General features: G+C 61.8%; 25 protein-coding genes. 17 read left to right on the top strand and 8 right to left on the bottom strand.

Annotated features, from left to right (window positions below; translation table 11 throughout):
* On the top strand, positions 1 to 984 hold the full coding sequence (locus HND55_00415) for a hypothetical protein (GenBank protein QKK01238.1): 984 nt from the start codon (positions 1 to 3) through the stop codon (positions 982 to 984).
* Entirely contained in the window at positions 974 to 1,630 is a 657-nt protein-coding gene (locus tag HND55_00410) for a thiopurine S-methyltransferase (protein ID QKK01237.1), read from the top strand. The genes HND55_00415 and HND55_00410 overlap by 11 nt, the downstream gene beginning before the upstream one ends.
* A gap of 80 nt (positions 1,631 to 1,710) precedes the next feature.
* Here HND55_00410 and HND55_00405 read toward each other — a convergent pair whose 3' ends face one another.
* A complete protein-coding gene (locus HND55_00405; GenBank protein ID QKK03929.1) occupies positions 1,711 to 2,304 on the bottom strand; it encodes an alpha/beta hydrolase in 594 nt (197 codons plus the stop codon).
* Positions 2,305 to 2,541: 237 nt separating this feature from the next.
* Here HND55_00405 and HND55_00400 point away from each other — a divergent pair, with 237 nt between their 5' ends.
* The 3 genes from HND55_00400 (at position 2,542) to HND55_00390 (ending at position 4,779) form a co-directional block, all read left to right on the top strand.
* The gene (locus tag HND55_00400; GenBank protein ID QKK01236.1) at positions 2,542 to 3,756 is read left to right on the top strand and encodes a Fic family protein; all 1,215 of its coding nucleotides are present in this window, start codon (positions 2,542 to 2,544) and stop codon (positions 3,754 to 3,756) included.
* Positions 3,757 to 3,878: 122 nt separating this feature from the next.
* Positions 3,879 to 4,145, top strand: coding sequence for a hypothetical protein (locus HND55_00395; protein QKK03928.1), 267 nt, complete (start codon positions 3,879 to 3,881; stop codon positions 4,143 to 4,145).
* A gap of 16 nt (positions 4,146 to 4,161) precedes the next feature.
* Entirely contained in the window at positions 4,162 to 4,779 is a 618-nt protein-coding gene (locus tag HND55_00390; GenBank protein ID QKK01235.1) for a Fic family protein, read from the top strand.
* 340 nt (positions 4,780 to 5,119) lie between these two features.
* On the opposite strand, the gene HND55_00385 is transcribed toward HND55_00390, so the two are convergent.
* Complete coding sequence (locus tag HND55_00385) at positions 5,120 to 6,037, bottom strand: alpha/beta hydrolase (protein QKK03927.1); 918 nt, start codon at positions 6,035 to 6,037, stop codon at positions 5,120 to 5,122.
* 131 nt (positions 6,038 to 6,168) lie between these two features.
* On the opposite strand from HND55_00385, the gene HND55_00380 reads away from it, so the two are divergent.
* Positions 6,169 to 6,561 carry an HIT family protein gene (locus HND55_00380; GenBank protein QKK01234.1) on the top strand — a complete coding sequence of 131 codons (393 nt, stop codon included), beginning with the start codon at positions 6,169 to 6,171 and terminating at the stop codon, positions 6,559 to 6,561.
* A 41-nt stretch (positions 6,562 to 6,602) separates the two neighbouring features.
* On the top strand, positions 6,603 to 7,640 hold the full coding sequence (locus HND55_00375) for an HNH endonuclease (protein ID QKK01233.1): 1,038 nt from the start codon (positions 6,603 to 6,605) through the stop codon (positions 7,638 to 7,640).
* A 12-nt stretch (positions 7,641 to 7,652) separates the two neighbouring features.
* Here the strand turns inward: HND55_00375 and HND55_00370 are convergent, their stop codons facing one another.
* Positions 7,653 to 10,817: a DUF3427 domain-containing protein gene (locus HND55_00370; GenBank protein ID QKK01232.1), complete on the bottom strand. Its 3,165-nt coding sequence runs from the start codon at positions 10,815 to 10,817 to the stop codon at positions 7,653 to 7,655.
* Positions 10,818 to 10,950: 133 nt separating this feature from the next.
* Between HND55_00370 and HND55_00365 the strand changes: the two genes are divergently transcribed.
* Positions 10,951 to 11,871, top strand: a complete 921-nt coding sequence (locus HND55_00365; GenBank protein ID QKK01231.1) for an HNH endonuclease — start codon at positions 10,951 to 10,953, stop codon at positions 11,869 to 11,871.
* 27 nt (positions 11,872 to 11,898) lie between these two features.
* On the opposite strand, the gene HND55_00360 is transcribed toward HND55_00365, so the two are convergent.
* Complete coding sequence (locus tag HND55_00360; GenBank protein ID QKK01230.1) at positions 11,899 to 12,399, bottom strand: hypothetical protein; 501 nt, start codon at positions 12,397 to 12,399, stop codon at positions 11,899 to 11,901.
* A gap of 179 nt (positions 12,400 to 12,578) precedes the next feature.
* Here HND55_00360 and HND55_00355 point away from each other — a divergent pair, with 179 nt between their 5' ends.
* From HND55_00355 to HND55_00340, 4 genes are all read left to right on the top strand, one after another.
* Positions 12,579 to 12,833: a Smr/MutS family protein gene (locus HND55_00355; GenBank protein ID QKK01229.1), complete on the top strand. Its 255-nt coding sequence runs from the start codon at positions 12,579 to 12,581 to the stop codon at positions 12,831 to 12,833.
* 385 nt (positions 12,834 to 13,218) lie between these two features.
* Positions 13,219 to 13,506, top strand: a complete 288-nt coding sequence (locus HND55_00350; GenBank protein QKK03925.1) for a helix-turn-helix domain-containing protein — start codon at positions 13,219 to 13,221, stop codon at positions 13,504 to 13,506.
* Positions 13,496 to 14,830: a type II toxin-antitoxin system HipA family toxin gene (locus HND55_00345; protein QKK03926.1), complete on the top strand. Its 1,335-nt coding sequence runs from the start codon at positions 13,496 to 13,498 to the stop codon at positions 14,828 to 14,830. The genes HND55_00350 and HND55_00345 overlap by 11 nt, the downstream gene beginning before the upstream one ends.
* 172 nt (positions 14,831 to 15,002) lie before the next feature.
* Positions 15,003 to 15,500: a 3'-5' exonuclease gene (locus HND55_00340; GenBank protein ID QKK01228.1), complete on the top strand. Its 498-nt coding sequence runs from the start codon at positions 15,003 to 15,005 to the stop codon at positions 15,498 to 15,500.
* Positions 15,501 to 15,630: 130 nt separating this feature from the next.
* On the opposite strand, the gene HND55_00335 is transcribed toward HND55_00340, so the two are convergent.
* The 4 genes from HND55_00335 to HND55_00320 all read right to left on the bottom strand — a co-directional run bounded on the left by HND55_00335 (position 15,631) and on the right by HND55_00320 (position 17,967).
* Positions 15,631 to 16,053, bottom strand: coding sequence for a PIN domain-containing protein (locus HND55_00335; GenBank protein QKK01227.1), 423 nt, complete (start codon positions 16,051 to 16,053; stop codon positions 15,631 to 15,633).
* 6 nt (positions 16,054 to 16,059) lie between these two features.
* Entirely contained in the window at positions 16,060 to 16,311 is a 252-nt protein-coding gene (locus HND55_00330; protein ID QKK01226.1) for an AbrB/MazE/SpoVT family DNA-binding domain-containing protein, read from the bottom strand.
* A 79-nt stretch (positions 16,312 to 16,390) separates the two neighbouring features.
* The gene (locus tag HND55_00325) at positions 16,391 to 17,413 is read right to left on the bottom strand and encodes an NAD(P)-dependent alcohol dehydrogenase (GenBank protein QKK01225.1); all 1,023 of its coding nucleotides are present in this window, start codon (positions 17,411 to 17,413) and stop codon (positions 16,391 to 16,393) included.
* Entirely contained in the window at positions 17,410 to 17,967 is a 558-nt protein-coding gene (locus HND55_00320) for a hypothetical protein (GenBank protein QKK01224.1), read from the bottom strand. The genes HND55_00325 and HND55_00320 overlap by 4 nt, the downstream gene beginning before the upstream one ends.
* A 125-nt stretch (positions 17,968 to 18,092) precedes the next feature.
* On the opposite strand from HND55_00320, the gene HND55_00315 reads away from it, so the two are divergent.
* The 5 genes from HND55_00315 to HND55_00295 all read left to right on the top strand — a co-directional run bounded on the left by HND55_00315 (position 18,093) and on the right by HND55_00295 (position 20,291).
* Complete coding sequence (locus HND55_00315; protein QKK01223.1) at positions 18,093 to 18,248, top strand: hypothetical protein; 156 nt, start codon at positions 18,093 to 18,095, stop codon at positions 18,246 to 18,248.
* Between the two features lie 48 nt (positions 18,249 to 18,296).
* A complete protein-coding gene (locus HND55_00310) occupies positions 18,297 to 18,575 on the top strand; it encodes a plasmid maintenance system killer protein (protein ID QKK01222.1) in 279 nt (92 codons plus the stop codon).
* A 9-nt stretch (positions 18,576 to 18,584) separates the two neighbouring features.
* The gene (locus tag HND55_00305) at positions 18,585 to 18,869 is read left to right on the top strand and encodes a HigA family addiction module antidote protein (protein ID QKK01221.1); all 285 of its coding nucleotides are present in this window, start codon (positions 18,585 to 18,587) and stop codon (positions 18,867 to 18,869) included.
* 46 nt (positions 18,870 to 18,915) lie between these two features.
* A complete protein-coding gene (locus tag HND55_00300; GenBank protein ID QKK01220.1) occupies positions 18,916 to 19,170 on the top strand; it encodes a Smr/MutS family protein in 255 nt (84 codons plus the stop codon).
* A gap of 164 nt (positions 19,171 to 19,334) precedes the next feature.
* Entirely contained in the window at positions 19,335 to 20,291 is a 957-nt protein-coding gene (locus HND55_00295; GenBank protein ID QKK01219.1) for an MBL fold metallo-hydrolase, read from the top strand.
* The last annotated feature ends 14 nt before the right edge of the window (positions 20,292 to 20,305 follow it).

Below are 20,305 nucleotides of genomic sequence, written 5' to 3'. Positions count from 1 at the left end.
ATGGCTCCGACACCCCGCCTCAAACGCAGTGCCTGTCTGGCGCTGACTGTGACCGCCGCCGCGGCTGCGGGTCAGCCGCTGTTTGCCTTTTGCTTTACCGGTCGATCGACCGATCCGCTGAGGATGGCGCCGGGCGTGAACTGGCTGGGCGGTGATTTCGACGCCGAGTACTGGCACGTGCCCTCGGTCATCGGACACCACAGCGATGCGGCCGGCTGGTCGCGCTGCAGCCGTGACCTCATGGCCGTGGGAATGACCCGGTCCGATCCGCCGGAATCCGACCCCGCGGTCCTGATTGAGTCGGTCTATACCGAGCTCATCGAGCGGCTGCGCCAGGCCGGATATCCTGAGCTGCTGCGGATCTGGAACTACCTGCCGGCGATCAACGCGGGCCAGGGCCACAGCGAACGCTATCGACGCTTCTGCCTCGGACGGGGTCGCGCACTGAGCGCAGCCGGCCTCGATGACTCGCGCATGTGCGCGGCCACCGCCATCGGCACGGCTGATGATCGCTTTCGACTGGTCGCGCTGGCCGCGCGCTCAGCCGGACGGTCCTTCGAGAACCCCCGCCAGGTCAGCGCCTGGCGCTACCCCGACGAATATGGTCCGCGCAGTCCGGCATTCGCCCGCGCCACCGCGCTCAATCTGGAAGATGGCCGTCCCGCGCTGCTGATATCCGGCACCGCGAGCGTTGTCGGCCATGCCACCGCCCATCGCGGCAACGTCCTGGCGCAGACCGACGAGGCTGCCCGCAATGTCGACATCCTGCTTGAGGAGGCTGCACAGCGAACCGGTCAGCCGCATTTGTCAAAGCTCGATGCGGCCAGTCTGGTGCGGGTCTACGTGCGTCATGCCGCAGACTGGCCGATGGTCGAGGCCCGCCTGAGGCAGCGCTGGCCGGGCGTGGCGCTGGCCGGCCTGCGTGGCGACATCTGTCGCCGTGACCTGCTGGTCGAAGTGGAGGCCTGGCACAGTGACAGATAAACAATTCTGGACCAAGCGCTGGCAGGAAAACCGCATCGGCTTTCACGAGGGCCGGGTCAACCGCTACCTGCGTGAATACTGGCAGCGGCTGGATGCGCCGCCTGATCAAAGCGTGTTCGTGCCGCTGTGCGGCAAGGCCGTGGACCTGGCCTGGCTGCACGAGCGCGGCCATCGCGTCATCGGTGTTGAACTGAGCAAGGTGGCCTGCCGCGGTTTCTTCACCGATCGCGGCATCGAGCCGACGGTTACCGAAACCGGCGCGTTTGTGCACTACTCCAGCGACGGCATCGAGTTGTTGTGCGGCGATTTCATCGATCTCACCCGCGGCCATCTGCAGGGCGCCAGCCTGTTCTACGACCGCGCCGCCCTGATCGCCCTGCCCGAGCATATGCGCCCGCGCTACTGCGACCACCTGGCTGAAATCGCCGGCCCCGACGCGCGCGGCCTGCTGATCACCCTGGATTACCCGCAGCAGGCATTCGCCGGTCCGCCCTTCGCCGTGCCCGACTCCGAAGTGCACCGCCACCTCGGCAGACATTTCGCGGTCGAGGCGCTCTATCACGCCCCCATCCAGCCTGACGACCCGCTGCGCGAGCGCGGCCTGAGCCAGGCGACCGAGTCGGTATTCAGCCTGTCGCGCCGATAATCCGGCCCGCCGAATCAAATCGCTTGCGGCCGACCCGCCCAAACGCGGGTATGGCCGCAACCCCGAGAAGTAGGTCGGGGTTACATCCCCGACGGACAACATATCCGCCCAGAACACATCCATCTACACGTATCCCGCCGCTCCAGATTCATTCTCGGCGATTGATTCCCCATGACCTGATGGCGATACTCCCTACATGACCCAGAACTCCCCGAAAACCCCAGCCCGGCAATCCGGTCGGGATCGATCCGCAGCCGAGAGGCCTCCTCACGCATCCACCGATGCGCGATCTGAACGTCGTGAAGCTGGGCCGGAAAGCGATACTCGGGCGCAAACCGATAGTCGATATTGACCGCCACGAAGCCGCGATCGGCCAGCCGGCGGGCGATGCTCGTCATATCCGCCCGGCTGCGCCGCTCCCACCCACCGCCGTGGACCACCAGCACCGCCGGCCAGGCCGCCGGACTGCCATTGGCACTATCGCCGTCCGGAATATAGACATCGGCATACAGCGCCTGCGGCCAGTCCGGCGGCGAAAAACGCTGATCGGCTAGCACCACGTGGCCCGTCTGAGGCAACAAGTTGTCACGCCCCGGGTCGTTGAGATGACGTGCGCAGCCAACCAGCACCAGGCAAGACAGCACCACCACCGTGAAGGCAATTGAGCCGGTCATGAGCGACATCATGGCCACACCCTGGTGATGGCGCAATCAAAGGCTCAGAAGGAGAATGTCCAGAATCCGTATCCCCCGACTCGTAGCATCCGTCGAGGCCAACGGCCGCTACGCATCTGTCCCGGTTATCCGCGACCGCACACACCCGACTTTACTATGAGCGCAGAGACTGGCCTATGTTAAACCGCTGGTTTACTATGTAGCCGCATTCGCTCCATAAGAAAGCGGCGAGAAAGCATGGCCAATCAATCCCACTCAGCCCGGTCGGGCCGCTACATCCGCCAGCCGAGCGGATACAGCGCCTTCATGCCCGCGCCGTTGCCCCCCAATCCGGCGGTAGCGCTGGACGGCAAGCTTCACACGCTGCTGTCAGATGCCGACCGGGCCCTTGGCCGGCTGGATGGCTCGATTCAGACACTGCCCAATTCCGACCTCTTCGTGGCCATGTACGTGCGCAAGGAGGCCGTGCTCTCGAGCCAGATCGAAGGGACTCAGAGCTCGCTACAGGATGTCCTCAGGGCCGAGGCGCAGATGCTCTCGCCCGAAGCCCCCGACGATGTTGACGAGATCTTCAATTACATCCACGCCATGCGGCACGGTCTGGAGCGACTGACGTCGCTGCCTGTGTCCGTTCGTCTCATTCGGGAAATCCATGCCGAGCTTCTGCGGGGTGGGCGCGGCCACAATCTCACGCCGGGCGAGCTGAGGTCATCCCAGAACTGGATCGGCCCCTCGGGCTGCACCCTGCGCGAAGCGACCTTCGTGCCCCCGCCACCGCACGAGTTGCCGCGGCTGCTCGGCGAGCTCGAAACCTTCCTCCACCAGGACCAGCAGTTGCCAGTCCTGATCAACATCGGGCTAGCCCACGCGCAATTCGAAACCATCCACCCGTTTCTCGACGGCAATGGCCGCGTCGGCCGCTTGCTGATCACTTTCCTGCTGTGCGAAAAGACGATCCTGGCCCGCCCGGTCCTGTATCTGTCCTGGTACTTCAAGGCCCACCGCCAGGACTATTACGACCACCTGCAGGCGGTGCGCGATCGAGGCGACTGGGAGGGATGGCTGGCATTCTTCCTGCGCGGCGTCTTCGCAGTAAGCCAGCAGGCCAGTGACACGGCCGGCCGCATCCTGCAATTGCGTGAGGCGCACCGACAAGCCATCACCGACCACTTGGCCGGCAGCGCAGCCAATGGCCACCGAACGCTCGAACATCTCTACGAGCAACCCATAGTGACCGTCAAGCAGGTGCAGGACTGGATCGGCACGACCTATCCGGCGGCCAACAATCTGGTCAGCCGAATGACCGATCTTGGCATCCTCCATGAAATGACAGGCTACAAACGAAACCGCCGGTTCCTGTACCGGGACTACCTGCAGCTGTTCCACGATGAGCACGATTCCAACTCCGGAACGGCGACTCAGCCGAGCAACACGGGACGAGGTGCAGATTGAACCAGGACGACCAACAAACCCCAACCCCAGAATGGCCCGAACTGGTCGAATTCAAACAACAATTCCGCCAGTTCGTCACCGAACGCGACTGGCAGCAATTTCATTCACCCAAGAACCTCGCCATGGCCCTGGCCGGAGAAGCCGGCGAACTCCTCGAACTCTTCCAGTGGCTCACCCAAGACGAAAGCCGCAACCTGCCCGACGACGCCAAACAGGCCGTCGCCTTTGAGATCGCCGACATCCAGATCTACCTGGCCGCCATCTCCGACCGGCTGGGCATCAATATCGGCCCGGCCGTGGCCGAGAAGATGAAGCTCAATGCCGAGAAGTATCCGGCAGATCTGGTGCGGGGAACGGCGCTTAAGTACAGTCGGTTGAAGAAGGGCTAAGCAGGTGGGGCGGATTGTGACTAACCGCTACGACGCTTCAGGCAGCCAGTCCGAATTCCAGCCGGGATCGGATGGGGAGGTGCTTCGAAACCTCCTTGACGTCACCAGCCCGGAAGAAATGGACGAGATCGAACTGGATCTACTGGACCAACTCTACCAATACATATTCAGAAAGGACTTCCCGGACCGTAGCCTGACCATCGCGGATCTTAAGTCCTGGCACCACCAGTGGCTTGGCAATGTCTACCCATGGGCGGGCGAGGTTCGAAATGTGAACCTGTCAAAAGGCGACTTTCACTTCGCGGCGGCAGACCAAATTCCTCGTCTACTCGACGAGTTTCAGGAAACCTGCCTGGACCGATTCACGCCCAGCTATGGCCTAAGTGACGAAGCCCTATCCGAAGCCTTGGCTATCACCCATGTCGAGCTCATCCTGATTCACCCGTTCCGCGAAGGAAACGGTCGCCTGGCGAGGCTACTTGCCGACGTCATGGCGGCGCAGACCAACCGGGGGCTGCTGGATTACAGTGAATGGGACCGGGATAAGGATCGCTACTTCGCCGCAATCCAGCAGGGCCTGGATAGAACCTATGGCCCAATGATCGAGCTGACTTCCAAAGCTCTGAAAGATTGAAGCTGCGAGGAGTCTACCGAGTCTTGGCCGCCGCCAGCGTCACGCGATGCCCACGGTGCTGGCCGTTCTTGAGCTTGCGCTCGAGCACTTTCACGCTCTGACCCGTCTCTATGGCCGTAGAACTGGCCACTGCTCGCCGAATCTCAGAGCGAGTTACCTTGACGCCAGACTTGCGGTGGGAGATCGAGGTCATTGACTTAGGGCGGTTAAGACTGAGTGATCATATTAGCAGAATAGGCCGCCGCAAGAAAGCGATGGCAGTGCTGGAAACGGGCGCTTTTTCAATCAGTTAGAAGTGGTGCGTAGCTTTACGGCACACGTGAGCGGACCCGGCAAGCATTCACTCCTCATCTGCCGGACGCCCCACCATGTCATGCAGAAAGGCAATGGCGCTTCGCATCGCGTCGCCGCGCAACAGAAACGAAGTGACGTGCCCACGCAGGCGCATCCGGAACAGCTCGGCGTGTACCCCGTGTTCGAGCAGCGCCTCGTACAGCACCCGGGCGTGCTTGAAGGGCACCGTTTGATCCAGCGTGCCATGGAAGAGGAAAAACGGCGGTGCATCGTCATGCACGTGCGTAATCGGCGAGGCCGCCCGGTAGGCTTCCGGCGCTTCGCCCTGCCTGGCCCCCATGAGCTGCCGCAACAGCTTGCCGCCGGAAAACAGCCCAAAATCCGACGGAATGCCCCCGACCACCACCGCAAAATAGCCGTCGTCCTCCGGCCCGTACTCGGCGTTAAGCGACGTGTCCGTGCCGGCCACCAGCCCGACCAGAGCCACCAGATGCGCCCCGGACGAAAACCCCAGCCCGGCAATCCGCTCGGGATCGATCCGCAGCCGCGAGGCCTCCTCCCTCATCCACCGATGCGCGATCTGCACGTCGTGAAGCTGGGCCGGAAAGCGATACTCGGGCGCGAAGCGGTAGTCGATATTGACCGCCACGAAACCACGATCGGCCAGCCGACGGGAGATGCTCGTCATATCCTCCCGGCTACGCCGCTCCCAGCCCCCACCGTGCACCACCAACACCGCCGGCCACGCCGCCGGACTGCCATCGGGACTATTGCCGTCCGGAATATAGACATCGGCATACAACGCCTGCGGCCAATCCGGCGGCGAAAAACGCTGATCGGCCAGCACCACATGGCCCTTCTGCGGCAATGAGATATCACGCCCGGGGTCGTTGAGATGCCGCGCACAGCCGACCAGCACCAGGCAGGCCAGCAGCACGATCGTGAAAGCAATCGAGTTGGTCATGAGGGCCATCATGATCACAGCCTCGTGACGGTGCAATCAAAGTGTTCGACTGAGAATGCCCAGCGTCCGAACTGAACCGGCAAGCGGGCTGCTGGCTTGTTGGCAGCCGCCCATCCATGGATACTGACCGCATGGCTGATGGCGACTGCCCCTTCTGCGATCCGGACCCTGACCAGGTTTTCCACGAGGACGAGCACGTGCTCGCCCTTTGGGACCGCTATCCCGTTAGCCCGGGCCACGCACTGCTCATTCCCCGTCGGCATGTCGCCGGTTGGTTCGAGGCATCGCCGGCCGAGCAACTGGCGGTGATCGCGGCGCTTCCCGTGGTGCGAGAAAAGATCGAACGCGTGCACCAGCCCAATGGCTGGAACATTGGCGTCAACTCGGGCGAGGCCGCTGGTCAAACGATCTTCCATTTGCACGTCCACCTGATCCCGCGTTACAAGGGCGATCAGGACGATCCTAGGGGCGGGGTGCGCCACGTGATGCCTGAGAAGGCCAACTACTGGGACGAGCCGGAATGAGGCCCGAGCAGAGCATCCGATTCCTTCGCCAGTTCCAGGAGTTGCTGGCCGAGGGCGGCTTCGTGGCCACGTACAAGTTCGCGCTGATGCAGGCCCTGGCGGATCTGTCGGTCGAGCATGAAACAGCACGGGACAGATCGCTTCGACTCCACGTCGATCAGATCGCAGAGAAGTTCATCGAGTACTACTGGAACCAGGCCCGGCCTTTCTACGACCAAGTGCTCCGGCAGAACACCGGGCGTCCGGCGAAAGTCCTGACCATTATTCAGGAACATCGCAGGGTTGCTGATGGCAGCCTTGGACGTCTGCGCACTGAGCGAGCTGTATGGAAAAGGCTTGTGCGCCGCATCGCTAAAATTATCGTCGACATGCCCCTCTGGAAACTGCAGACCGTCGGCAACCGAAAGAACCAGTTTCTATACCGAGAATCCGATTACCGGGACCGCTCGATTCGCCTGCTTCCAGGTGTACCTGATGCCTTTCGGGCATTCCACCCCATGCTCACGAGCATGATCCGCGGTGGCTGGATCAGCCAGATCCATCGAATCAGCGCCAATCAAGAAGTCCTGGGCGCCGAAGCGGAACTGGAAGGATTTCTGTTTGGGACCGATCGCCTTTCCTTGGAGCGATTCACTGGCGTGCTGCGGGAGCACCAGGCGGGCGAGTGCTTCTACTGCGGCAAGCGAGTCAGCGGCGCCGGCGACCTCGATCACTTCATCCCCTGGTCCCGCTACCCACTGGACCTGGGCCACAACTTCGTTCACGCGCACAAGGGCTGCAACAACGCCAAGCGCGACCACCTGGCTGCCGTCTCGCACCTGGGACGCTGGCGGGTGCAGAACCTGGACGAAGGAGACAGGCTGGCCAGAGCATTCAATGACGCGGGACTATCCAACGACCTTGAGCGCTCGCTGTTGATTGCCCGTTGGGCCTACGAGCAGGGATTTGCCAGTGGCGCAAGGCTGTGGGTCCGAGACGGGAAGTTCGAGGATTGCGATTATCGGTGGCAAACCGCGCTCGCCATGCCTCCCGCGCTAAGGCTTGCGGCCGACACGCCGCCATATGACTATCAAAGCTAGAACTCCTGAAGGCTAAATCGCCTCTTGCCTGAATTGCCTAAGGCTCTGGGCAGGCAGCGGATTCTGCAAGCGCCAGACGATACTCATTGGCCGACTGCCCTCATGCCGAACATACTCAACCGGTCCGAGGTACTGAAAAGGGGCCGTCAGTCCATTGGCGAGCGACTTGTGCTCGCGAACGAATAGCAGCGGCTGATAGCCTTCATCCTGGTGGTTGATATAGCGCTGACCAGTAGGCGATTCTGCCGATGTTGTCGACTGACTTTGCCAATGGAAAAGTCGGTCGTTCAGCGCGTAGTCCTCGTAAAGAGTGGAAGGAGAAAATTCCTTTTCCGACTTGTTGATCGTGACAAAGAAGACGTCCAGCTTTTGCTCTGGCAGGTGTAGTACGCCCTCGCGCTGTTGCGCGGGTTTGTCGAAGTTGCCCTTTCCCAATGCAAGCAGGATCTGATCACGCGTGTAGTGAGCATGGAGTGCCAGTACGCCGCTAAGTTGGGGCCATCGCCGCGGTTCCACCGGCAGAAGCTGGCGCAAGCGCCATTCAATGGCCTGCTGAATATCCTGCTTCAAATGAACGTTGTCGCGCAGAAACGCCAGCGCCGCGGCCTCACCGCCGTCTGGTCGCTTATTGCCCCAGATTAACGTCAATGCCAGCGTCACCCGCGCCCGCCAGTGGTCGTCCTGATTGTCACGATGTTCAAGCGCAGCAGACAGCGACCGCAGCATCTCACAGTCGTCGACAAGCAACAGACGCCGCAGGCCATCCTTGAGGCCTTTCTCATACGCTTCGATGCCTTTGACCGCTCCGCCTCCCGCCTCTTCCAGCAACTGGCAGGGCACGCCGTACTTCAGTAGCAGATCGGCATCGTCAAAATGCAGCCAGTCGAGCATCTTCTGCAGACTGGGCCGCTCATCGGTCTGGCCCAGCAGGGTTCGGAGCTGCGCGATGATCTGCGGCCGCCGTTGTGCCAATGCCGAACGGATACTTTCCAGTACCGTTACCATGGCCTGCCGATCCAACCGAACGAGACAACCGGCGGGCAGCCATGGGAAGCCTCTCTCGATCTGCCGGTCGACTCGTGCTTCGGTTTTGGCACTCAAGGCGCGATAACGGTCAGCGAATCGGAACCGCCGGTGCTGCGGCGCAATGAAGTCAAGAACTGTCAGGTGCGGCTTGTCTTCGTGCAGACGCAGCCCCCGGCCAAGCTGCTGCAGAAAGACGGTCAGGCTCTCGGTAGGTCGCAGCATCAACACCGTATCCACTTCCGGGATATCCACGCCCTCGTTGAACAGATCAACGGTAAAGATCACCCGAATCTCGCGCTGCACTAGCTTGCGCTGTACGTCACGCCTCAATGAGTCCGGCGATTTGGCTGTCAATGCCATCGACGGAATCTCGTGCGCACTAAAGTACCTGGCCATAAACTCAGCATGCTGCTGGCTGACGCAGAAGCCCAAGCCCCGAATCTGCTCCGGTTCGGCTACGTGATCGATTAGGTTGTTGAGTACCCAGCGCGCCCGCCGCTCATTAGTGCCAATCACCTTGTTGAGATCGTCATTGTTGTAACGCCCGCTTTGCCAGCGCAAGCCGCTGAGGTCCACGCCCGGCTCGTCACCAACACCAAAGTAGTGGAAGGGCGCCAGTCGGCGCGCTTCGATCGCATCCGGCAGGCGCATCTCGTGGGTGAAACTCCCCCCGAAGTCGCTGCGAATATCCTTGCCGTCCGTGCGCTCGGGCGTTGCAGTCAGACCCAGCAGCACCCCGGGGCGCACATGGTCCAAGATATTCTGATAGCTATTGGCGGCCGCATGATGCGCCTCGTCGAGCACCACATAGTCGAAATGATCGGGCGCAAGCTGGTCGAGTCCGCGCGCATTCCAGCTCTGCACTGAGCAGAAGATATGCCCCGATTGCGTCGGCTCATGGCCCCCGACCAACAAATCCCCGAAATCACCGTCTCGAAGCACGTGTCGAAATGTGTTCAGCGCCTGCTTTAGAATCTCCTCTCGGTGCGCGATGAAAAGCAGTTTCGGGCGGTTTGTGTCGGGCCGCTGAGCTGCGACTCGACGGTAGTCAAAGGCAGCCAGCATCGTCTTGCCGGTTCCAGTGGCCGCGATGATCAGATGTTTTGAAATGCCGGCACGGCGTTCGGCTTCGATGGCGTCGAGAATCTCCTGCTGGAAGCCATACGGCTGAAGTTCGAAGAACTGCCAGGTCGTCGGCTCCGCGCCAAATGGTGCCTTGCGCTCGGCCTGCAATGCTTGACCGAGTCGTTCAAGATCGTCAACTTTGACAGCCTCGAACTCGGCCGGGTCAGACCAGTGTGTATCGAATCCCGCCACGATCTGTCGCCAGAGGTAGGGCAGTTCGTGCTGGCTGATGCGTGCAGTCCACTCCAGACCCTCATCCAGGGCCACCCTCGAGACATTCGCCGAACCGACATATGCGGTACCGAAGCCGGTATTGCGGTAGAACAAATAGGCCTTGGCATGCAGCCGCGTGCGGTGCGTATCGTAGGACACGCGAACTTCGGTGTTCGGTAGTTCGAGCAGGGTTCTGATGGCCTTGAGATCCGTCGCGCCCAGGTAGGATGTCGTGGCGACGCGTAAGCGCGGTGTGCCATCCGGTAGCGGCGTTTCAACAAAGCGTTGCAGCGCCGGCTTCAGTGCCCGAATACCGCTGAATTTAATAAAGGAGACCAGCCATTCCGCCCGATCGCAGCTCGCTAACTCTTTCACGATCTGGCTGACCAGGCTAGGTGACTGTCGCGAGCCGGTGAGCAATGCTGAAAGACTGAGCGGAATGTCCGGACGATCGGTCTCTACCGTCCCGACGGCTTGATCTGCAGGCTGCTTGACCTCCATAAGCTGCCGAAACGGCAGGCTCGGCAGCAACTCGGCCAGATCGGCAAGGGGATGCCCGCCTTCCTGCAATGCATGTGAAAAAGCCGAAAGCGCCTCATACCAAGACTCCCGGTCGCGCTCCCGCAGGTCCATCAATAGTGCCGCCAGCGCCCGCCCAACGTGGGCGCTGACGGCAGACGGTAGCTCCTCCGCATCCAGCTTCTTGCGCCAGACCGCAAGCTGCTCTAAGCCTAGCTGCTCTAGCTTGCGCCGCAGCCCCGGTGTGTCGAGCCGTTCGTGAAGCCCGAACCAATCATCCTTATTACTCGCCATCCTGCCAGGATACCGGCGGGCCATAGGCGCAGGAAAGCCCCGCACACCCGCATAGAGCAATTAGGCCCGACTTTGCGGAGGTTTGTGCACTCGTTCATAATCCCCATAGGGCCAGCGGGGAGTAAACTGAAATATGCCGAGCAAGATGTACATCGGCGTTACCGATTCCCGGTGGTTTCACTTCCTCGCTGAGCGCCGCCCCGACGAGGTTAATTTCTGGATTCCCAGCCCGAAAGTGGGGTTTCGGGCGCTGCCGGAGAGTGGTTTATTCCTCTTCAAACTGCACTACCCCGATAATTTTGTGGTTGGCGGCGGATTTTTCGTGCGATACACCCGGCTACCTCTGACCCTGGCCTGGAGCGCTTTCGAGGAGAAAAACGGCGTCGCTTCCAGCCACGACTTTCTAAAGGCCTTGCGCCGTTTCCGATCAGATGCCCACCCTGCGCAAAATGTCGGCTGTGTGATCCTCGCCCAGCCCTTCTTCTTCCCCAGAGAGCAGTGGATTCCGGCGCCAGACAACTGGTCCCGGAACATCGTCCGGGGCAAGGGCTACAGTGATGACAGCCTGGAGGGCAGAAAGCTACTTGATGCCGTGCGCGAGCGCATGCGGGCGGTGGGTGAGGACGACGATCTCTTTACTCCGGCGGACGAACCCGATCGGCCGCTCCGGCTGATCCGCGGACGTCTGGGCCAAGGTGCCTTCCGCGCCCTGGTCACCGACGCCTACACTCGCCGATGCGCTATTTCAGGCGAGCGCACACTTCCGGTGCTGGAAGCAGCCCACATTAAACCCTACGCCGAATCCGGCCCCAACCGCACCGAAAACGGCGTGCTGCTGCGCTCCGACATCCACAAGCTTTTTGACGCCGGCTACATCACCGTTACGCCCGGACGGCGCATCGAAGTAAGCCGCCGCATCCGCGAGGAATTCGAGAACGGGCGCGACTACTACCGCTTCCATGGCGAGAGGTTGGTCGTGGAGCCTGGCGATCCCGCGGAAAAGCCGGATTCCGGCTACCTCCACTGGCACAATGAGCACGTTTTTCGCCCATAAGATTAGTGCTCTGCCTACGAGCAAAATCTAGTTGACCGGGGTGTTAGCAATCCCGGTTTCGAGATACCTCTCGTAAAGCCGGCAATGCCGTTGCATCTCCCGCTTGGCGGTTGCCGCTTTCAGATCGTTATATGTGCGGCGCCAGTCCGAGCAGTTCTTTGAAAGCCACTTGCCCTGATTGGTGCTGGCTCGCTGTTCGCGCAGTGCGAGGCGTTGGCGCTCGGCTTCTCGCCGGTTTCGCTCTGCGTTGGCCCTTAGCTGAGCAGCACTTGCTTCGACAGACTCCTCGAGGTCAGCAATCATCTCCTTTACCGCTTGGACCGCCTGGTATTCTCGGTACTTCTGAATGCCCCATTCGATAAAGAACAGCGAGCAGATGACCATAACCGCGAAGGCGGCCAGGCGAATCCTTGGGTCGGGCTCCTCTCGCGGCGGCTGCCGGGAGTCGAATAGCGGGTCGTGGTTAGATTGCTTAGTCTTTTCCGAATGGGAAAAGAACGGCTCATCCTTCGATTCTTGATCCCTCATAGCCCCCTCCTGAGCTTTTCCTGGTCAACGCCGATTTGATTATAGTCGGGCCGGCAGTGCTCTGCGCGGGCGAGGGTTAAGGATGCGCCGCTTCACGGCCCGGCTGGGCGATTGATTGGGTTCTGCCGGTACCATGGGCCATTCATCCAAGCCGCAGCCGATCTTTTAGTCCCGCAGCCATGGCCAAACTGAAACTCGACCTCCACGACATCTACAACCGCGGCAATGCCATTGATCACGAGCTTGAGCGCGTGATCCGTGAGGCGGTGGACAAGCGCATCCGGGAGGTCGAGATCATCCCCGGCCGTGGCTCGGGCCAACTCAAAAAGCGGGTGCTGAAGTTCCTGGAACGCCCGGACATCAAGCAGCTCTATCACCGCGTCGACAAGGACTCTAAGAATCCGGGGCGGTTGTTCGCGTATTTCCGGTTCTGACGGCGTGCGGCCGGGCGCAGAGGCGCTCCCGAACCTACCGCAGAATGTACTCAATGGTCGTCATCACCCGCGCCAGCTTGACTTCGGGCGTGGACGGGTCGCGTTCGTTGATCGAGAAGAAGCCCTGGCGGGCCGAGCGGATGGCGCCGGAATTCAGAAAGTAGGCCGCTCATTCGCAGTTTACGTGATGTCCTTTTAACTAAACGCGATGCGCTTCTACGTTCACCTAAACGAACACCGAATTGACATCTAACTGGCCCATGTCTATAGTGTTCAATATGCTGGACACGAATTTCTCTCACGTCCATCAAACTGAACAAAAAGGCATGCATCCGCCATGAAGCGCAAGAGAAGTTACGCGCGCCAGACGCGCCAGGCACTCTCGATCCTGGGGAAGCTGATCCGGATCGGGCGGATGGAACGCGGCATGACGGCACAAGAGCTGGCCGACCGTGCCGGCATCAGCCGCACGACGCTCCATAACATCGAGCGGGGCGCCCCAGGAGCGGAGATCGGCACCGTGTTCGAGGTCGCATCACTCGCCGGTGTGCGCCTTTTTGAAGATGACGACACAGCGTCGCTTCGCATCGAGAACGCTCGCCTCGACGAAAAACTGACGCTGCTTCCGAAGAGTGTCCGCACTTCCCGCAAGGAGGTCGATGATGACTTCTGATCGCAAGACACCGGACAGCGTTTTTGTGTGGATCTGGCTGCCGGGCGAGACCCAGCCGGTCGTGGCCGGCCGCATCACGATGGATGGCGGCCGCTACATTTTCAATTACGGCGCCAGCTATCTTGAGCGCGACAACGCCATCCCGATCTACGAACCCGAGTTGCCACTCGGGCGCGGCCGGATCGATCCGCCTCCGAACATGGAGATGGCCAGTTGCCTGCGTGATGGCTCGCCGGATGCCTGGGGCCGCCGCGTCATCATCAATCGGCTCGTCGGGCCGAAGGCGGCCGATGGGGGCGCGGACGAACTGAACGAACTCACCTTCTTGATCGAGTCTGGCTCGGACAGGATCGGCGCACTCGATTTCCAGCACTCGGCCACCGAGTACGTGCCGCGGGTTTCGGCTCAGGCAAGCTACCAGGAGCTGCTCGAGGCAGCCGATTGCGTCGAGAAAGGCCTCCCTCTTACACCGCCACTCGACCAGGCGATCCATCACGGCACATCAATCGGGGGGGCACGACCGAAGTCCCTGATCGATGCTGACGAGCGCAAGCTAATCGCCAAGTTTTCATCGAGCCAGGACGTCTACAGCGTCGTGAAGGCCGAGTTCATGGCCATGCGGCTGGCAGCCCGGTGCGGGCTCGACGTCGCGCCCGTCTCGATCTTCGAGACGGCCGGCAAGGACGTTTTGCTCATCGAGCGCTTTGACAGGATCAGGACTGACGGCGAGTGGCAGCGCCGCGCCATGGTTTCGGGGCTGACCATTCTCGAACTCAGTGAGATGGAAGCGCGCTACGCGTCCTACGAAGACTTTGCCGAGCGGATCCGTCACACTTTCACCGATCCGAAAGAAACGCTCCGCGAGCTCTACGGGCGGATTTGCTTCAACGTGCTGTGCGGGAACACGGACGATCATGCGCGCAACCATGCCGCCTTCTGGGACGGCAGGATGCTGACGCTCACACCCGCCTACGATATCTGTCCGCAGGGACGCGCCGGCAACGAGGCGACGCAGGCGATGCTGATCAAGGGCAATAACCGCATGAGCTCGCTCGCCACGTGCCTGTCGGTATGCGCCGATTTTCATCTGAGCGAAGACGAGGCCATGGCGCTCATTGAAGATCAGATCGATACCATCGCGCAAAACTGGGCGTCACTCTGCGACAAGGCGGCGCTGAGCCCTGTCGACGCCAAACTCTTTGCCGGTCGACAGTTCCTGAACCCCTACTGTGTACAAGGCCTCGGCGAGAAGCACAAAGCACTCAAAGATCGTTTCGAAGATGCAAGAGCGCGCATTGTCGATCTGAGCGCGGCGGATGGATAACCGTGTTGCGCGGCCAACAAAAACCACGACCTTGGCATTGGTCACGTTGTGGTGGCTCTTACCGCAGCCAACGACGGCGCTCGGCTTCTTGCCCGGCGCGATCCGGACTGTCACTCCAGCGGAATGGACGTAGTAGCCCGGCTGTGCGATCAGGCAGGTTAGACTCCTGACCATGCGTTTTGCCGCCATCGATTTCGAAACTGCCAACCGCGGCGCCGACAGTGCCTGCGCGGTGGGCGTGGTGATGGCCGAAGATGGCCGTATCGTCCACCGCGAGACCCATCTCATCTGCCCGCCGCCCGGCGAGTTCGTGTTTACCTACATCCACGGCCTGGACCGGGATGACGTGTGCGATGCGCCTGATTTCGGGCAGGTCTGGTCGGGGCTCGGTCCGCTGCTCGAGGACGTCGATTTCCTGGCCGCTCACAACGCCCCCTTTGATAGAAGGGTGCTGCTCGCTTGCTGCGACAGCCATGGCCTGCGCCTGCCGGGCCTGCCCTTCGAATGCACCGTGGCGCTGGCGCGCCGGGTGTGGGGGATCTATCCCACCAAGCTGCCCGACGTCTGCCGCCATCTCGGTATTCCCCTGAACCACCACGACGCCGCATCCGACGCCGACGCCTGCGCCCGGATCGTGCTGGCGGCAGAACAAGCCGGCTGGCGGCCGTAGGTTCCGGCATCGAGCTGCGCTTGCTTCGAGCAGGTCGTCATTCCCGCACTACCATTTCGCAAGGCTCAACGCTACCGTTTCGCTAGCCTCGGTTTGATGGAAGTCTTTGGCGGGGCGCCTTGTTTCGAGATTACCCGCCGTCGAGCAGGTGCTCGACCGTATCGGCCAGCGGCAGGATCGTCAGGCCCGATATGGAGCGATGATACAGATGACCGAAGTCCCGACGGTCTCCGGTGACGAGGATCTCGGCTCGCTGGGCCAGGGCGGCTGCGAGGATGGGAATGTCCTTGCTGGGCAGTCGCTGTTCACCGGCGAGTTCCAGATGTTCTTCGTTCGGCTCGCGGCCAATGACAGTGCCAGCTACCAGGCGCTCGAAGGTGGCGAGTCGGTGCGGTCTCTTGAGCACAATGTTGCGGCGCGCTTCCTCAACGGCCAGCTGGGAGCTGAGCATCCGGCAGCGGCCCGCCCGCGAAAAATTCCACAAAAGGCGTGCCGCCGCGCCTTCGCTCCAGGCCGCCGAAAACAGGATGTTGGCGTCCAGGAACAAACGCACCGTGGGCTAACGGGAATCTTTGGTGGCTTGCCGGACCCGGCGCTCGAGGTCGTCGGACAGTTCGTTCTCGCGTTCGAATTCGTCTATCCGCTCTTCGCTGTAGATCTCGATCGGATAGATGGCGACCGGACGCAAGCGGATACTGCCGTCCGAGTCGGATTCGACAACAACTTGGCTGCCCGCTTCGACGCCGGCGGCTTCCAGCACCCGCCGCGGAATCGAAACTTGCCCCTTCTTGCCAATCTTGACGGTATCCATACCGGAACTTTACTGGATTTCCGGAATTCCGGCAAGCCGGAATACCGGGCGGCGAACAGAACGAGAACCCGACTGCCCCTTACGGCACGATGACAATCCGCCCGCACGCCTGCCCTGCCTGCAGGCACTGGATGGCCGCGGGCGCCTCCTCCAAGGGAAAGGTCCTGCCCACGATCGGCGTCAGCTGCCCGGCTTCGAGCATGGCGCGCAGGGCTTCCATGGCATCGCGCTTTTCAATCGTCTCGAACCACGACTTGTCCAGGTGGCGGTCGAACCGCGCCCGCACCATGAAACCGAGAAAATAGGGTATGCCGCCGAGCGTGCGACGTCCTTTTACCCCGTAGTGATCGTGGCCGATGATGACGTACAGCCCATCGGGCTCGAGTATTCGTCTGCAGTCGGAAAGCGATAGCGTCGAGGCCACGTCGACGATGAGATCAAACCGCGCTTCGAGCCGGGTAACGTCCTCCCGGGTATAGTCCATGACCTCGTCGGCACCCAGCTCTCGCATGTAGTCGAGCTTGGTGGTGTGGTCCACGCCGACGACATAAGCGCTGTTGGCCCTGGCCATCTGGATGGCGATGCTGCCCACACCGCCGGCCGCGCCGTTGATCACGATGCGCTGCCCCGGCTTTGTCCCGAGGTGCTTGCGCAGGTTGATCAGGGCGATGATTCCGGAGGTCGGCACCGACCCCGCCTGCTCGAAGGTGATGTTTTCGGGTTTTAGCGACAACACGTGCTGCGGCACGCACACGTATTCGGCGTAGGCGCCGCCGTTGATCCACTGAATCCGGTCATGGGTTTCGCCGAACACCGCATCCCCGGGCTGGAAGTCGACCACAGCATTCCCCACCGCCGTCACCTCGCCGGCCATGTCCAGGCCGGGGATCGGCTGTTTCTGCCTTCGCAGGCCCGCGCCCATCAGACGCATGAGGCGGGGGTAGCCGCTGACCGCATGCCACACGTCGGGATTGACCGAGGCGGCCCGCACGCGCACGAGCACCTCGTCCGGCGCGGGCGTCGGGATTTCGACTTCCCGCAGATGCAGCACCTTGTCCGGTGCGCCGTATCCGTCCTGGACGACGGCTCGCATGCTCGTCATTCGAGACCTCCCGGGTTCGTGGCCGTCCGCAGTCCGACCAGCCGCTGCAGCGGCAGGCCGACGAAGCGATGAATCATGAAGGTCACCAGCGCCATGAGCGAGCCGAACAGGGTCGGCAGGACGGCGCCGACGCCTGCGGTCATGCCCAGCACAAAGCCCAGCAGGCACTCCGGTCGATGCACCGGCACGAACAAGGCCAGCGGCAGCAGGCCGAAGAACAGGTAGCTGGTCAAGGACTCATGACCGCTGAAGAAGGTGACCGCCATGACTACACCGACGGCCGCTCCGGCCACCAGGCCCAAGGCAACGGATTTGATGCCGGGGGAACCCGTCGCCATCACGCGACGTTTGGCGAGGCTCAACAGCCCCCAGGTCAACACCGGCAACAGCAGGCCACCGAACCAGTCGGAAATTCTCGGCAGATCCGGGTTGTGCAGCAGGTGGTGGGCGGGGACGCCTTCGTGGAAGTGCCGCCAGGCGAGCAGGCTCCAGATGGCGATCGTGACGAGAACGGTCAGGCCGGCTCTTGGGCGGTCGATGGGATGGCTTGCCATGGGCGATTGCTCCGTTGATGCCCCCCAAGCTTGCGCGATCGGAATCCCCGGCGCCTGTGCCAGGAGTCATCCGGTAGCTGCTGCGGCTACACTCGAGTCGAAGTTGACCCGTTGGAAACGCACCCATGGCCAGGCCGAAGCTCGGCCTGCACGACATCTACAACCGCGGTAGCGCCATCGGCCGCGGGCTCGAGCGCCCGGCGGACCTCAAGCAGCTCTATCACCGCGTGGACAAGGACTCGAAGAATCCGGGGCGGTTGTTCGTTTACTTTCGGTTCTGATACGCGGTCCGGTTGACAGCGTACTGTGTTACGTAACACAATCCAACCATGATTCGCAGCTTTCGATGCCGTGAAACCCGCCGATTGTTCGAAACCGGGAAAAGTCGTCGGTTTTCAGCCGTCGCAAGAATTGCATTGCGGAAGCTGGACCAACTCGACAACGTCATGCAGCTGCAGTCGTTGGCGATTCCACCAGGCAATCAACTGGAGGCATTGAAGGGTGACCGACTGGGACAGTTCAGTATCCGTATCAACCAGCAGTGGCGCGTTTGCTTTCGTTGGAGTGACGAAGGCCCCGAAGATGTCGAAATCGTGGACTACCATTGAGGTAATGAGATGAACCGTATCACCACACATCCCGGAGAAATGCTGCACGAGGAGTTCATGGTGCCGCTCGGGCTGTCCGGGCGGGAATTGGCGCGCGCGTTGAATGTGCCTCACAACCGAATTTCCGAGCTTGTTGCCGGCCGACGTTCGATGACGGCCGATACCGCCTTGCGGCTGGAAAAGCACTTTGGCATGGAAGCCCGCTTCTGGCTCAACCTGCAGGCGGCCTACGACTTGTCCAGGGCCCGGCTGGAAGGTGATTACAAAGAGGTTCAGCCGCGCGACGCGGCTTGAGAAAACCCCGAACCCAGGTCACTGACGATCTTGTGCTCCCGAGCCCATGGCCAAGCTGAAACTCGACCTTCACGATATCTACAACCGCGGCACCGACATCGATCGAGAACTCGAGCGGGTGATCTTCGAGGCGGTGGACAAGCGCATCAAGGAGGTCGAGATCATCCCGGGCCGCGGCTCGGGGCAGCTCAAGAAGCGCGTGCTGAAATTCCTGGAGCGCCCCGACATCAAGCCGCTCTATCACCGCGTGGACAAGGACTCGAAGAATCCGGGGCGGTTGTTCGTGTACTTTCGGTTTTGAAGGAGCACGACCGTTTCAGTTTCTGGGCGGCCTTCCCGGACGGACGGCGGTGTTTCCATACGCTACAGTACGGTGCGCAGGCAAACAAGCACCACGAGGCGCCGAAATGCCGGTCTCCAAGGAGCTGACCGGTGGTAGCCTGAACGGATCACCGAGGAGACACCATGACCGGCATCCACACCATCGACACCCATTACCTCGACCGCCCCGAGCTGGCCGCCGCCTACCTGATCGTCGACGGCGATCGCGCGGCCTTTGTCGACAACAACACCAACACGGCGGTGCCGCGGCTGCTGGCGGTACTCGAGGAACAGGGCTTGAGGCCCGAGCAGGTGGAATACCTGATCATCACGCACGTGCACCTCGATCACGCCGGCGGCACCTCGAAACTCGCCAAGGCCTGCCCGAACGCCACCGTGCTGGCCCACCCGCGCGCGGCACCGCACGTGATCGACCCCTCCAAGCTCGTCGCCAGCGCCTCGGCGGTCTACGGGGAAGACGAGTTCGCGCGCCTGTACGGCACGATCGAGCCGGTGGCCGGGGATCGCGTGCAGGTGATGGAGGACGAGGAGACCCTGCAATTCGGCGACCGCGAGCTGCGCTTTCTGCACACCCGCGGCCACGCCAATCATCATTTCTGCATTGCCGACGGCGCCTCGGGCGCGATCTTCGCCGGCGACGCCTTCGGGCTGGTCTACCCGGCGCTGCAGGGCGAGGGCACTTTCGCCTTTCCCTCGACCAGTCCCACGGATTTCGAACCCGAGCTGGCGCGCGAGTCGATCCGCCGGCTCGTCGACGAACAACCGAGCTGCATCTATGTCACGCACTTCGGGGCCGTGACCGACATCGCAACCGCCGCCGGCCAGCTCATGCGTCACCTCGATTTCGCCGAGAGCGTGCGCGATGACGCCGAGGCCAGCGACCGGCCGGACGAGGAGCTGGAAGCCTGGTGCCGAGCACGCCTTTACGACTACTTCGCCGGCCTGCTTGACGGCTGGAGCAAGCTCGGCCGCGACGCCGAGACCTGGTCTCTTCTGAAAATGGACATCGACCTCAACGCCCAGGGCATCGCGTTCGCCGCGAACAAGCGCCGGCGCAAGACGCGAGCGGCCGGGGGGTGACTGCTACAGGGGCC

It is taken from the genome of Pseudomonadota bacterium (genome assembly GCA_013285445.1).
GTDB lineage: Bacteria > Pseudomonadota > Gammaproteobacteria > Xanthomonadales > Wenzhouxiangellaceae > Wenzhouxiangella.
The sequence above is the reverse complement of the archived record's forward strand: the minus strand, read 5'-3'. Positions and strand labels throughout refer to the sequence as shown.

Coding starts and splice junctions, on each gene's coding strand:
- HND55_00345 (QKK03926.1), top strand. CDS start 13,496: ATGACTTCTGATCGCAAGACACCGGACAGCGTTTTTGTGTGGATCTGG.
- HND55_00370 (QKK01232.1), bottom strand. CDS start 10,817: ATGGCGAGTAATAAGGATGATTGGTTCGGGCTTCACGAACGGCTCGAC.
- HND55_00415 (QKK01238.1), top strand. CDS start 1: ATGGCTCCGACACCCCGCCTCAAACGCAGTGCCTGTCTGGCGCTGACT.
- HND55_00360 (QKK01230.1), bottom strand. CDS start 12,399: ATGAGGGATCAAGAATCGAAGGATGAGCCGTTCTTTTCCCATTCGGAA.
- HND55_00315 (QKK01223.1), top strand. CDS start 18,093: ATGGCCAGGCCGAAGCTCGGCCTGCACGACATCTACAACCGCGGTAGC.
- HND55_00385 (QKK03927.1), bottom strand. CDS start 6,037: ATGACCAACTCGATTGCTTTCACGATCGTGCTGCTGGCCTGCCTGGTG.
- HND55_00395 (QKK03928.1), top strand. CDS start 3,879: ATGGCCCTGGCCGGAGAAGCCGGCGAACTCCTCGAACTCTTCCAGTGG.
- HND55_00295 (QKK01219.1), top strand. CDS start 19,335: ATGACCGGCATCCACACCATCGACACCCATTACCTCGACCGCCCCGAG.
- HND55_00380 (QKK01234.1), top strand. CDS start 6,169: ATGGCTGATGGCGACTGCCCCTTCTGCGATCCGGACCCTGACCAGGTT.
- HND55_00365 (QKK01231.1), top strand. CDS start 10,951: ATGCCGAGCAAGATGTACATCGGCGTTACCGATTCCCGGTGGTTTCAC.
- HND55_00330 (QKK01226.1), bottom strand. CDS start 16,311: ATGGATACCGTCAAGATTGGCAAGAAGGGGCAAGTTTCGATTCCGCGG.
- HND55_00405 (QKK03929.1), bottom strand. CDS start 2,304: ATGACCGGCTCAATTGCCTTCACGGTGGTGGTGCTGTCTTGCCTGGTG.
- HND55_00310 (QKK01222.1), top strand. CDS start 18,297: ATGATTCGCAGCTTTCGATGCCGTGAAACCCGCCGATTGTTCGAAACC.
- HND55_00400 (QKK01236.1), top strand. CDS start 2,542: ATGGCCAATCAATCCCACTCAGCCCGGTCGGGCCGCTACATCCGCCAG.
- HND55_00325 (QKK01225.1), bottom strand. CDS start 17,413: ATGACGAGCATGCGAGCCGTCGTCCAGGACGGATACGGCGCACCGGAC.
- HND55_00305 (QKK01221.1), top strand. CDS start 18,585: ATGAACCGTATCACCACACATCCCGGAGAAATGCTGCACGAGGAGTTC.
- HND55_00340 (QKK01228.1), top strand. CDS start 15,003: ATGCGTTTTGCCGCCATCGATTTCGAAACTGCCAACCGCGGCGCCGAC.
- HND55_00355 (QKK01229.1), top strand. CDS start 12,579: ATGGCCAAACTGAAACTCGACCTCCACGACATCTACAACCGCGGCAAT.
- HND55_00320 (QKK01224.1), bottom strand. CDS start 17,967: ATGGCAAGCCATCCCATCGACCGCCCAAGAGCCGGCCTGACCGTTCTC.
- HND55_00300 (QKK01220.1), top strand. CDS start 18,916: ATGGCCAAGCTGAAACTCGACCTTCACGATATCTACAACCGCGGCACC.